General features: G+C 65.5%; 11 protein-coding genes. 8 read left to right on the top strand and 3 right to left on the bottom strand.

Features of this window, described 5'->3' with window-relative positions:
* Positions 1-4: 4 nt before the first annotated feature.
* The gene (locus ACFYOW_RS20775) at positions 5-742 is read right to left on the bottom strand and encodes a GNAT family N-acetyltransferase (protein ID WP_387290204.1); all 738 of its coding nucleotides are present in this window, start codon (positions 740-742) and stop codon (positions 5-7) included.
* A 315-nt stretch (positions 743-1,057) separates the two neighbouring features.
* Between ACFYOW_RS20775 and ACFYOW_RS20770 the strand changes: the two genes are divergently transcribed.
* From ACFYOW_RS20770 to ACFYOW_RS20750, 5 genes are all read left to right on the top strand, one after another.
* Entirely contained in the window at positions 1,058-2,272 is a 1,215-nt protein-coding gene (locus ACFYOW_RS20770) for an LLM class flavin-dependent oxidoreductase (protein ID WP_387290202.1), read from the top strand.
* Between the two features lie 11 nt (positions 2,273-2,283).
* Complete coding sequence (locus ACFYOW_RS20765; protein WP_387290200.1) at positions 2,284-3,639, top strand: NtaA/DmoA family FMN-dependent monooxygenase; 1,356 nt, start codon at positions 2,284-2,286, stop codon at positions 3,637-3,639.
* Between the two features lie 349 nt (positions 3,640-3,988).
* On the top strand, positions 3,989-4,180 hold the full coding sequence (locus tag ACFYOW_RS20760; protein WP_387290199.1) for an ATP-binding cassette domain-containing protein: 192 nt from the start codon (positions 3,989-3,991) through the stop codon (positions 4,178-4,180).
* Between the two features lie 184 nt (positions 4,181-4,364).
* On the top strand, positions 4,365-4,808 hold the full coding sequence (locus tag ACFYOW_RS20755) for a nitroreductase/quinone reductase family protein (protein ID WP_387290197.1): 444 nt from the start codon (positions 4,365-4,367) through the stop codon (positions 4,806-4,808).
* Between the two features lie 88 nt (positions 4,809-4,896).
* The gene (locus ACFYOW_RS20750) at positions 4,897-5,385 is read left to right on the top strand and encodes a MarR family transcriptional regulator (RefSeq protein ID WP_387290194.1); all 489 of its coding nucleotides are present in this window, start codon (positions 4,897-4,899) and stop codon (positions 5,383-5,385) included.
* Positions 5,386-5,388: 3 nt separating this feature from the next.
* Here the strand turns inward: ACFYOW_RS20750 and ACFYOW_RS20745 are convergent, their stop codons facing one another.
* The gene (locus tag ACFYOW_RS20745; RefSeq protein ID WP_387290192.1) at positions 5,389-6,630 is read right to left on the bottom strand and encodes a PucR family transcriptional regulator; all 1,242 of its coding nucleotides are present in this window, start codon (positions 6,628-6,630) and stop codon (positions 5,389-5,391) included.
* 168 nt (positions 6,631-6,798) lie between these two features.
* Between ACFYOW_RS20745 and ACFYOW_RS20740 the strand changes: the two genes are divergently transcribed.
* The 3 genes from ACFYOW_RS20740 (at position 6,799) to ACFYOW_RS20730 (ending at position 11,625) form a co-directional block, all read left to right on the top strand.
* The gene (locus ACFYOW_RS20740) at positions 6,799-8,250 is read left to right on the top strand and encodes a class I adenylate-forming enzyme family protein (RefSeq protein WP_387290190.1); all 1,452 of its coding nucleotides are present in this window, start codon (positions 6,799-6,801) and stop codon (positions 8,248-8,250) included.
* A gap of 93 nt (positions 8,251-8,343) precedes the next feature.
* Positions 8,344-10,155 carry a DUF3556 domain-containing protein gene (locus tag ACFYOW_RS20735; protein WP_387290188.1) on the top strand — a complete coding sequence of 604 codons (1,812 nt, stop codon included), beginning with the start codon at positions 8,344-8,346 and terminating at the stop codon, positions 10,153-10,155.
* Between the two features lie 36 nt (positions 10,156-10,191).
* Positions 10,192-11,625 (top strand): phytoene desaturase family protein, encoded by a 1,434-nt coding sequence (locus ACFYOW_RS20730; RefSeq protein ID WP_387290187.1) that lies wholly within the window; start codon positions 10,192-10,194, stop codon positions 11,623-11,625.
* On the opposite strand, the gene ACFYOW_RS20725 is transcribed toward ACFYOW_RS20730, so the two are convergent.
* Positions 11,598-11,792: a ribbon-helix-helix domain-containing protein gene (locus tag ACFYOW_RS20725; RefSeq protein WP_387290185.1), complete on the bottom strand. Its 195-nt coding sequence runs from the start codon at positions 11,790-11,792 to the stop codon at positions 11,598-11,600. The genes ACFYOW_RS20730 and ACFYOW_RS20725 overlap by 28 nt on opposite strands.
* Positions 11,793-11,805: the final 13 nt, after the last annotated feature.

The raw sequence follows: 11,805 nt of genomic DNA, 5'->3' as shown, positions 1-11,805 counted from the left end.
GCGGCTAGTTCGGCGTCGATGCCGAGCCGTTAGACGATGGTGCCTGCACGAGCGTCAACAACGAACGCTTGCGCAGGGTGAATCCCAATGTCTCGTACAGACTGATCGCCGTCGCATTGTGGGCGACGGCGTGCAGGAACGGTGTCTCGCCGCGCGCCCGGATCCTCGCGCCGACCGCACGGGTCAGTCGAGAGGCGAAGCCGCGGCCGCGGAATTCGGCATCGGTGCACACCGCACTGATCTCGGTCCAGCCCGGTGGGTGCAGGCGCTCACCCGCCATCGCCACCAGCCTGCCGTCCACTCGAAGCCCTAGGTAGGTGCCCATTTCGATGGTCCGAGGCGCATACGGGCCGGGTTCGGTGCGGGCGATCAGCTCCAGAATCTCCGGCACATCGGCGGCGGTGAGTACCTCGAGTTCCGGATCGTGGGTGACGCGTAGCGCGGTGCCGTCCATTTGCACCGAACCGAATTCGTTCAGCACGGTCCAGTCGTCCGGCGGCACATGGCCCTCACCGCGCAGTGCGGTGCTGCCGCCCGGTCCGAGCAGGGTGGCCAGATCGGCCCAATCCTGCTCGTCCAGCACCGGTGGATGACCGACGAACCTGGCGACGTCCGGGTCGTAGCGACCGATGCGGCCCACCCAGCTGGCGAAGCGGCGGTGCTCACCGCGCAGCGATGCCCGCACCGGATCGTCGAGCGGGTGCAGTGGGGTATTGATGTCGATGGTCGACTCGGTGGTCATCGCGCACTCCTCCGCAACAGGTTCCGACCGGAGAACGTTAGCGAGGCGCACGAGTGTCGGCACCGATTGTGCTCAGCGGAATTTCTATCCGGTGGTAGTCGACTCACAGCGTATTTCCCCGCGCTCGAGCTGATCTCAATCGTTGACACCACCGGGTCGGTCCCGCCACGAATATCGCCTGGCCACGCCATATGCGGTCGGCGCGGACTCAGACCGAGCAGGGCAGCGTCCGGTCGGAGTCGGCTACGCCCGACGCATCAGCGATCGCGCGCGTTGCAGGACATGACATTCGCGCATGCACAGGAACGGGAGACGATGGCACCGAAACAACTACATCTCGGCGTCGCGCTCGATGGAGCGGGCTGGCATCCGGCCGCGTGGCGGGAGCCGAACTCCCGGCCCGCCGAGCTGTTCAGCCCCGGCTACTGGACGGATCTGGTCGCCACCGCGGAGCGCGGACTGCTGGATTTCGTCAGCATCGAGGACACACTGCGGGTTCCGGGCACGCCGCACGAGCCGTCCGATGACGCCGTCGACCAGGTCCGGGCCCGGATAGATGCCAATCTGATCGCCGCGCGGGTCGCGCCGGTCACCCGGCACATCGGGCTCATTCCGACCGTGACGGTCACCCATACCGAACCGTTCCACGTTTCAAAATCGATCGCCACCCTCGACTACACCTCGCGTGGCCGGGCGGGCTGGCAGGTGCGGGCATCCAGCAGCGCCGAGGAGGCCGCGCACTTCGGCCGTCGCGAAGTGCACGAACTCACCGCCGCCGATATCGCGGAAGCTGTTGCGTCGGGCGTCTTTCCGAACCGGGTGCACGATCTGTTCGACGAAGCCGCCGATGTGGTCGAGGTGGCGCGGCGGCTGTGGGACAGCTGGGAGGACGATGCGGAGATCCGCGATGTGGCCGCCCGCCGCTTCATCGATCGCGACAAACTGCACTACATCGATTTCGAGGGCCGCTTCTTCAGTGTCCGTGGACCCTCCATCACACCGCGTCCGCCCCAGGGGCAGCCGGTGGTGGCTGCGCTGGCGCACGGTCCGCTGATCTACGAATTCGCCGCTCGCTCAGCGGATCTGGTCTTCGTCACGCCGAGTCGCGAGGCCGGTCCCGGCGCAATTCTGGAGCACGTCGCGGCCGCCGAGGCGCGCGTGGAGCGCACGGGCGAACCGCTACGGGTCTACGCCGATGTCGTCGTATTCCTCGATACCGACGAAGCCACCGGTCCGCAGCGCCTGGCGCGGTTGAACGAGCTCGCCGGTGTCGAATTCGCCTCGGATGCCGGGGTTTTCGCGGGCAGCGCCGAAGAACTCGCCGAACTGCTCACCGCCTGGAGCGAGCAGGGGATCGACGGCTTCCGATTGCGGCCGGGTGTCGCGGTCGATGACCTGGCCGCCATCGCCGGTGGGCTCGTGCCCGCCCTGCAACGTCGCGGTGTGTTCCGCACCGACTATCCGGATGGTTCGCTGCGCGCGCTGCTCGGCTTGCCCACCGACGTTCCCAACCGTTACGCGACAGCTTGAGCGAGGTCAGCATGAGTACCCCACGTAAGCAGGTCATCCTGGGCGCCTACCTCGGCGGCGTCAACCACCACACCGCCTGGTGGCATCCCGAGGCGGGCAGCCAGATCGATTTCAGCAGTTTCGAACACACCGCGCGCACCGCCGAACGCGGCAAATTCGACTTCTTCTTCCTCGCCGAAGGTCTCATCCTGCGCGAACGCGCGGGCAAGATCTTCGATCAGGACATCATCGGCCGCCCCGATACCTTCACCGTGCTCGCCTCGATCGCCGCGGTCACCGAGCATCTCGGGCTCGCGGGCACGATCAACGCCACCTTCAACGAGCCCTACGAGTTGGCCCGCCAGCTCGCGAGCCTGGACCACCTGTCCGGCGGTCGCGCCGCCTGGAATGTGGTGACCTCCTTCGACGCCTTCACCGGCCAGAACTTCCGCCGCAGCGGCTTCCTCGATCCGGCGGACCGCTATGTGCGGGCCGAGGAGACACTGAATGCCGTTCGCGTCCTTTGGGATTCGTGGGACGCCGCCGACATCGTCGCCGACAAGGAGTCCGGCCGTTTCCTGGGCCGCCCCGACGCCGGAGCATTCGCCTTCCACGGCAACCAATTCGATATCTCCGGGCGATTCACCGTGCCGCGTAGCCCGCAGGGTCGGCCGGTAATCCTGCAGGCAGGTGTCTCGCCGCAGGGCCGCGCCTTCGCCGCCGCCAATGCCGACGCCATCTTCTCCCCGTACGGCAAGCTGCCGGAGGCCGCGGACTTCTACCGCGATATCAAGGCGCGCGCGGTCGCGGCGGGCCGTGCGGCCGACGACATCAAGATCCTGCCGTCGGCGAGTTTCGTGCTCGGCGATACCGAGGCCGAGGCGATCGAGAAGTTCCGCGCCGTGCGCAACGAGCAGGTCACCGGACAGACCGCGCTGATCCTGCTGGAACAGATCTGGAACCGCGACCTGTCCGGCTACGACCCGGAGGGACCAGTACCCGATATCGATCCGGATCCCGATGCGCCGCCGATCATCCAGGGGCGCGCCTTCGTGCATCAGGACCGGTTCGCCACGGCCGAGCGCCTGCGCCAGGTCGCCGAGGCGAAGAAACTCACCCTGCGCGAGGTCGTGATCGATCAGTTCGAACGCGGGCCCCTGGTCGGCACTCCCGCCCAGGTCGCCGAGCAGATCGATGCCTTCGTCCAGAACGAGGGCTCCGACGGCTTCATCCTCGGCTCGCACCTGGTGCCATGGGGCATCGATGAATTCGTCGACCAGGTGGTGCCGCTGCTGCAGGACCGCGGCGTATTGCGCACCGAATACGCCGGAACCACGCTGCGCGACAACCTCGGTCTGCCGAATATCCGGTCCACGGTGTCGGCCTGAATTCGGCTGCTGCCCTCGGTATTCCGGATCGAGGGCAGCAATCGAGTTCGGACAGCACCAGTTCGGTCGGAAGCGGAATGGAATTCGAATGATGCCGCCGTGGACCAAATCGGCGGCATATCTTCAGCCGTCAACCCGGGCGCCTTCTCGGAATCGGCTCGAGTGCAAGGGTGTCGCTCGGGTCGGGCGGGGGCGATGATGTCCCGGTCGGGCTGACCGAGGGTGAGATGACGGTGGTGGCTGGGGGCAATAGTGTGGGGGCGTTCTTGCGTGCGGTGCTTGAGCAGGGGGCTGCGCCGCGCAGTGAGATCGCTCGGCCGGTTTCGCCTACGACAGTGCCGGTGCGCGGGTGCTGTCGGATATCGATGTGACGATCGCGCCCGGCGAGAAGGTGGCCGTGGTCGGCGAAACCGGCGCGGGCAAGTCCACTCTGGTGAAACTGCTTGCGCGCCTGTACGACACCACCGACGGCGCGGTACTCCGGCCCCTACCGCAAGCTGTGGTCGGCCTACGTCGGCGACGAATCGTCGGTGGGCAGTAGATGACGTGCTCGGTTGCCAGGAGCTGTTAGGCGAGCCGCATCCATCGAATACGCCGACGTCGGCGCGTCCGACTGTCCTGGCAGTGATAATCGCCGACGCCGGTCGCTTCGTCCAGGAGCGACCGCGCTGGTATGTGAAATATACGATATGAAACTCGTATAATCTTCAACTAGGATTGTGTGCATGAGTGCAGATAGTTACCGTCGGACAACCAACACCATCAACAAGGTCATCGTCGGGCTACAGCGGATAGGCATCGCCTTCGGCCCGATGCAACTGCTCACGGTCGCGGGGCGGCGCAGCGGGCAGTTGCGCACCTTCCCGATCGCGGTGAACCAGCTCGACAGCGGACGCTTTATCTTCCAGGCATTCCCGAAGGCGGCGTGGGTCGCGAATGCCCGTGCGGCAGATATCGTTACGCTGACGCGCGGCCGCAAGTCATCGACGGCGCGCCTGGTCGAGGTGCCCGTCGACGAGCGCCCGCCGCTGCTGCACGAATTGGTGGCGACGAGTCCGAAGAGCGTCGGCCAGCGTTTCGTCACCACCGGACTGGCCGATGCAGCCACTCCGGATGGCGTGGCCGCGTCGGCGCATCGAATCGCGGTCTTCCGCGTCGTTCCCGCCTGACGGAGCCAATCGCACACCGGCGAGCCGGACCTGCCCCTCGCCTACGTATGATACGAAAACCGTATAAACGTAGGCGAGGTGACGGACAATGAGTTCAGCAGGTCGTACATCGACGCGCAGCCGTCGGCGACTGACGGCCGACGTGCGGGAAGCATTGCGTGACTTGAATATTCAGCTTTCGCTGCTCAATCGACGGTTCGGCGGCCGGGTCGAACTCAAGGACGTCGACTGGACCTGCCTCGACCTGATCAACCGCCACGGCCCCATGTCCCCGACGGCGTTGGCGCGCCGCGCCGGACTCCACCCCGCGACCATGACGGGAATTCTGGATCGCCTGCAGAAGGGCGGATGGATCGTCCGCGAACGCGACCCGGACTCCACGGATCGTCGCGCGGTCACCCTGCATGCGGTGCGCGAACGGAATTCCGAACTGTTCGAGCTGTTCTCCGGCATGAACAACCGCATGGATGAACTCTGCTCGCGCTACTCCGAGGCCGAACTCGAGGTGATCGCCGACTTCCTGCAGCGAACCGGCGTGGCGGGCCAAGAGGCCGCCCAGGAGTTGGCGCAAGGCTGAGAATCAGCTGCGTCGGCGCTCCGGTCGATCCAGTCCGAGCTGTGCGCAGGCGAGCAAGGCGACCTCGATTTCGAGCCGGTTCTCCGATACCGGGTGGCCGAGGATTTCCTCCGCTTTGCGGACTCGGTAGTGGACGGTGTTCTTGTGCACGTGCATACGGGTGGCGGCATCGGTGAAGCTGCCGCGGGCATCGAGGAAGATCTGTACCGTCTCCCGCAGCCGGGTGGTCGCTTCATCGTCGCGCATGAGGTCGCCGAGCACGCGATCGGCGAAGGCCCGGACATCGGCGAGATGGTCGATCAGCAGGCTGGCCAAGGCAATTCGGGAATGCAGGGTGAGCTGACGGTCGAGGTGGGTGGTCGCGATGGCGACGCCGCGGGCGCGCTGTGCGTCGCGAAAGGTGCGACGGAATCCGTCGAGCCCGGTGCCGGGTTCGCCGACTGCCATGCGCAGCGTCGGTCGTGTGCGCAGCTCGTTGTCGAGCCGGTCGGCATCGAGGTCGGGTTTACCGGTGGAGGAGATCCAGGCCCAGCAGTTCTGTTCATCGACGGTGATCGTCAATGCGGTCTTTCCGGTGGCCGCGGACAGCATCGCCGCGCCCGCGCGCAGCAGACCGGCCGGGGCGGGGGAGCCCGGTGGTATCCAGATGACTGCGGCGAGGTGCCAGCCGCGCAGTGAGGTCGCCAGCATCTGTTCGGCCGATGCCAGATCGAGTTCGTCGGTGTCGAGTACGGCGCGGATCTGTGCGGCGCGCGTGGCATCGGAGCGGGTGTCCCAGCGGCGGCGTTCGTTTTCGTAGATGTCGATGATGCCCTCGATGACCTGGTCGATGTAGCTGTTGACCAGCAGGGCGATCCGGCTCATGGTCGCCAGTGCCTCGTCGGCGGACCGATCCAATTCGCGCAGGATCGTCATGGCCTGCTGCAGGAACATGTGTTCACCGAGGCGATAGGCGCGCAGCAGCGCTTCCAGGGACATATCGTGTTGGGCGAATCGGCGGGCGTATTCGGCGGCGGCCGGTGGCACGGTGATGTCGTCGATGGAGATGCTCAGGGCCAGCATGTCGATAATGGCGACGAGATTGGAAGAGGTGCTGGCGACCATCAGCCGCCGCACCTCGCTGTCGTGCCGGAACTCCGGGATGACATCGGCGAACATCGAGGTCATCTCGACGGTCAGCCGCTCGAGATCGGCCTTGATACTTCCCGCGACCTCGCGCACGATCGGGTCCACGCCGGCACTCATAGCCGGACAGTAACCGACGGCATGGTCGGGTTCGGCGGTATTCGGAAACCCTTTGTGCCTGCAGTACAAAGCCGTCGGTGAATTCTGGGATACCGGCCCGTAGTCGAGGGTCGGCCGGGTGCCTACCGTTGGAATGTAATACCGATCACACCCGATGGTGAGGAAATCGTGCACCACATCGCCGAATTACCGGATATCAGAGCCGAACGGAATCCGACCGGTCCCTGTATCGCGGATGATCGTGAGCAGTTGGATAATCAGGCCTTCGCGGACCGTGTGCGCGCGGCTGCCGCCGTTTTATATGGGCATGGAATTCGTTCCGGGGATGTCGTGGCGGTGGCGCTGCCGAATCGAATGGAATTGGTGATAATTCTGTTCGCCGCATGGCGTCTGGGGGCAGCCGTCACGCCGGTGAATCCGGACCTGACGTTCGACGAAGGGCGTTATCAAATCGAGGATGCCGCGGCGAAGGTGGTGATCACCGAGGGTGGGCGCCGCATCGGGACGCTGGATGTGGCCGACGTGGCCGGGCGGTCGGCAAATACGGACGCCATGGTGGATTCAGCTGTCGGAGATGGTCTGGCGCTGCTCATCTATACGAGCGGTACGACCGGGCGGCCCAAGGGAGTCATGCTCGATCACGGCAATATCGCCGCGATGTGCGGCATGATCATCGACGCGCTGAGCCTGGACGAGTCCGATCACAGCCTGCTGATCCTGCCGCTGTTCCACGTCAACGGGATCGTGGTGAGCGTGCTGTCGCCGCTGCTGGCGGGCGGTCGCGCCAGTATCGCCGGAAGATTCTCCGCATCGACATTCTTCGATCTCCTCGCGCGGGTCCGGCCGACCTATTTCTCTGCGGTGCCCGCGATCTACGCGATGCTGGTGTCCCAACCGGAACAACTGCGCCCGGACACCTCGTCGCTGCGCCGGGTGATCTGCGGTGCGGCGCCGATGCCCGCCGAATTGATCGCACGCTTCGAAACCCGGTTCGGTGTACCGATCGTCGAGGGCTACGGATTGTCCGAGGGCACCTGCGCTTCGACGTTGAATCCGCCTGCGGGGCAAAGGAAGCCGGGTACCGTCGGGCTTCCGCTGCCCGGGCAGACCGTCGCGATCATGGATCCCGACGGCAACCTGCTCGCGGACGGATCGCCCGGCGAGGTGGTGGTGCGCGGGCCGAATGTCATGCGCGGCTATCTTCGCCAGCCGGATGCGACCGCGCGCACGATCGTCGACGGCTGGCTGCACACCGGGGACGTGGGCCGGTTCGATGCCGACGGCTACCTGGTGCTGGTGGACCGGATCAAGGACATGATCATCCGCGGTGGCGAGAACATCTATCCCAAGGAGATCGAGAATGTCCTGCATGCTCACCCGGGCGTGTTGGAAGCGGCCGTGGTCGGTGCGCCCGATCCGGTTCTCGGCGAGGTTCCGGTCGCCCATATCGTGCCGCTGCCCGGTTCGGTGGTCACCGAGGTCGAGCTGATCGAGCACTGTCTGCGGTCGCTGGCCCGCATCAAGGCGCCGGTATCGATCTTCCTGGCCGACGGACTGCCCAGAAATCCCGTCGGAAAGATCGATAAACGAAAACTCCGTGCACTCGCGGCGAGTGCATAGCAGATTATCCGCCCGGCCACACAATCCATAATCACCGGTATTTCGGATGCGGCTCGTGCCTGCCCGAAATCCTGCCATTGAAAGGTTCGAACAATGGGATTCAAAGAGGCGGACTTCCCGCCCGTCGATCCGGAGACATTTCTCGACAAACCGCTCATGGAGCGCATGAAAGCACTGGCCCTGCATTGGGTGGAATACGGATTCGGCACGCCGAAAATGATCCACACCATCTATATGGTCAAGGTGCTGATCCTCTACGTTCTCGGCGGTACCGCGGTGGTCACCTGGACATCCGGCGTCGGCCCGTTCTGGGATGTGGCGCATTGGTGGAACCAGCCGATCGTGTATCAGAAGCTGATCCTGTGGACGGTGCTGCTCGAGGCGATCGGCATCGCCGGATCGTGGGGACCGATCGCGGGCAAATTCAAGCCGATGATCGGCGGCATCCTGTTCTATGCCCGGCGCGGCGCGATCCGGCTGCGGCCGTGGCGGCGGGTGCCGTTCACCGATGGCGATCGCCGCACCGGTGTGGATGTGCTGCTGTATCTGGCATTCCTGGCCAGTCTGCTGGTGCCGATCCTGCTGCCGGGAGTGCCGAGTTCCTCGCTGAGCGACGCGGTGCCCGACAACACCACCGGCCTGGTGCAGCCGACGCTGCTGATCGCGCCGATTGTGCTGTACATACTGTGCGGGTTACGGGACAAGACGATCTTCCTCGCCGCCCGTGGCGAGCAGTACCTGCCCGCGCTGGTGTTCTTCGCGGTATTGCCGTTCGTCGACATGATCATCGCCGCGAAACTGCTGATCTGCGCGGTGTGGATCGGGGCGGGGATCTCGAAGTACGGCCACCACTTCAGCAATGTCGTGTCGGCGATGACCTCGAATGGTCCGTGTGTGCCGTTCAAGAGCGTCAAGCGGCGGTACTACCGCGACTTCCCGCGCGATATCCGGCCCTCGAAGCTGGCCTCGCTCACCGCGCATGTCGGCGGTTCGGCCGTGGAGATAGCCACTCCGCTCGTGCTGCTGTTCGCCACCAACCGGTGGATCATCCTGGCGGCGGTGGTGCTCATGGTGGTGTTCCACCTGACGATCATTTCGATGTTCGCGCTGGCGGTGCCGCAGGAATGGAATGTCATCTTCGCTTATCTGACGGTGTTCCTGTTCCTGGGCTTCCCCGCCGGGGACGGCTATGCCTTCACCGACATGTCCTCGCCATGGTTGACCGTCGCGATCGTCGCGGTTCTGGTCTGCTTCCCGATTCTGGGCAACCTGCGTCCGGATCTGGTGTCGTTCCTGCCGTCGATGCGCCAATACGCCGGAAACTGGGCTTCGGCACTGTGGGCCTTCGCGCCCGGTGCTGAGGAGAAGCTGAATGCCCTGCCGCACCGGCCGACCAAGAATCAGATCGACCAACTGCAGGCCATGGGCTATCCGCCCGCGGTCGCCGAGATCACCATGCAGCAGACCATCGCGTGGCGGTCCATGCACAGCCAGGGCCGCGGACTATTCTCCCTGCTGCTGAAGAACATCCACGAGATCGACCGCTGGACGGTGCGCGAGGCCGAGTTCGGCTGCAACTCGCTGATCGGCTTCAACTTCGGCGACGGCCACCTGCACAATCTGGACCTGATCAACGCCGTACAAGCGAGGGTCGGATTCGAACCCGGCGAATGGATCGTCGTCTGGGTCGAATCACAGCCGATCCATCGGGGAACCCAGGAGTATCAGGTGATCGATGCCGCGCTCGGCGTCATCGAACGCGGCACCTGGCGGGTCCGTGACGCGGTGGCCGCCCAGCCGTGGCTGCCGGACGGTCCGATTCCGTTGCAGGTCACCTGGCGGCGGGAGGAGGCGTTCCACGCCTTGTCCGGCAGGGCCGAACCGGAGTCGGAAATGGTGTCGTAGTGCCTGTGTCCCAATAGTTTTCAGGAAGGACATCCGATGAAAACCGCCATCGTCGTCGGCAGCGGACCGAATGGCCTGGCCGCCGCGATCACTCTCGTCCGAGCCGGTGTCGAAGTGACCGTGCTGGAGGCGGCCGACGAGATCGGCGGTGGGACCCGTTCGAGCGAGGCGATCGTGCCCGGACTCGTACACGATCACTGCTCGGCCATCCATCCGATGGCGGTCGGATCGCCGTTTCTGGGCGGTCTAGAACTCGAGCGTTACGGGCTGCGGTGGGCGTGGCCGGAGATCGACTGCGCCCACCCACTCGACGACGGAACCGCCGGGGTGCTGTATCGCTCGGTCGCCGAGACCGCCGCCGGTCTCGGTACCGATGGCCGGGCCTGGCGGCTGCTGTTCGACCGGCCGGTCGCCGCCTACGACCGGTTCGGTGCGGACATCATGCGCCCGCTGCTGCGGCTGCCCCGGCATCCGATCAGCCTGGCCCGCTTCGGAATTCCCGCGCTGGCACCGGCATCACTACTTGCGGAGATCTTCCGCACCGAGCAGGCGCGGGCATTGTTCGGTGGCGTCGCCGCGCACGCGTTCCACCCGCTGCACCGACCACTGAGCGCCAGCGTCGGGCTCGGCATCCTCACCGCGGGGCATCGACACGGCTGGGCGGTTGCCGTCGGCGGCTCACAGCGCATCACCGATGCGATGGCCGCGCTGCTGCTCGACCTCGGCGGGAAGATCGAAATCGGTGTGCACGTGCGGTCGCCATGGCAGTTGCCGCCCACCGACATCACCATGTGGGATCTGGCGCCGACCGCGGTCGCCGAAATCCTCGGTGACCGGCTTCCGCCTCGAATTGCCAAGGCATATCGGCGATTCCGCTATGGGCCAGCGGCCTTCAAGGTCGACTTCGCGGTCGAGGGCGGGGTTCCATGGACCGCCGCACCCGCCCGCCGGGCCGGAACCGTCCATCTCGGCGGCGGTTTCGCCGAAATCGCGGCCGCCGAACGAGAAATCCATGCCGGGCGCATGCCCGCGCGCCCGTTCGTCCTGGTCGGACAGCAGTACCTCGCCGACCCCCAGCGTTCGGTCGGCGCCGTGCACGCGGTGTGGACCTATGCCCATGTTCCGCATGGCTTCACCGGCGACGCCACCGAAGCGATCAGCGCCCGGATCGAAGCCTTCGCCCCCGGCTTCCGCGACCGCATCGTCGGCACCATCGTCCGCACCGCTCCCGGTTTCGCCGAATACAACCCCAACTACGTCGGCGGCAACATCATGACCGGTGCCAAAGACATTCCCCAACTCGTCTTCGGCCCGCGAAAAACATTGCAGCCCTATGATATCGGCCTCCCCGGCCACTACATGTGCTCTGCCGCCACCCCACCCGGCCCCGGCGCTCATGGCATGTGCGGAGCCAATGCCGCTGCCCGCGCCCTGCGGCTAGTTCAGCGGCACGATCGTAGGCGGCGATGATGGCCGAGGTGTCGGCGCCGGCTCCGTTGGACTTTGTGTGCCCGGAGCAGTACCAGTTCGATTCCCTCGCGGATGAGATCGGCTTCCGATCGTCCCGACTCCGACGCTGCCTTCTCGAGGCGGGCCGCCTGATCAGGCGCGAGATAGACGCTGGTCTTGGTCTTCATAAACATAGGGCGC

This window comes from Nocardia sp. NPDC006982 (assembly GCF_042869435.1).
Lineage (GTDB): Bacteria > Actinomycetota > Actinomycetes > Mycobacteriales > Mycobacteriaceae > Nocardia.
Note: the sequence above shows the minus strand (reverse complement) of the source record. Positions and strands in the feature narration are given on the sequence as shown.

Coding starts and splice junctions, on each gene's coding strand:
- ACFYOW_RS20725 (WP_387290185.1), bottom strand. CDS start 11,792: ATGAAGACCAAGACCAGCGTCTATCTCGCGCCTGATCAGGCGGCCCGC.
- ACFYOW_RS20770 (WP_387290202.1), top strand. CDS start 1,058: ATGGCACCGAAACAACTACATCTCGGCGTCGCGCTCGATGGAGCGGGC.
- ACFYOW_RS20735 (WP_387290188.1), top strand. CDS start 8,344: ATGGGATTCAAAGAGGCGGACTTCCCGCCCGTCGATCCGGAGACATTT.
- ACFYOW_RS20745 (WP_387290192.1), bottom strand. CDS start 6,630: ATGAGTGCCGGCGTGGACCCGATCGTGCGCGAGGTCGCGGGAAGTATC.
- ACFYOW_RS20730 (WP_387290187.1), top strand. CDS start 10,192: ATGAAAACCGCCATCGTCGTCGGCAGCGGACCGAATGGCCTGGCCGCC.
- ACFYOW_RS20775 (WP_387290204.1), bottom strand. CDS start 742: ATGACCACCGAGTCGACCATCGACATCAATACCCCACTGCACCCGCTC.
- ACFYOW_RS20755 (WP_387290197.1), top strand. CDS start 4,365: ATGAGTGCAGATAGTTACCGTCGGACAACCAACACCATCAACAAGGTC.
- ACFYOW_RS20765 (WP_387290200.1), top strand. CDS start 2,284: ATGAGTACCCCACGTAAGCAGGTCATCCTGGGCGCCTACCTCGGCGGC.
- ACFYOW_RS20750 (WP_387290194.1), top strand. CDS start 4,897: ATGAGTTCAGCAGGTCGTACATCGACGCGCAGCCGTCGGCGACTGACG.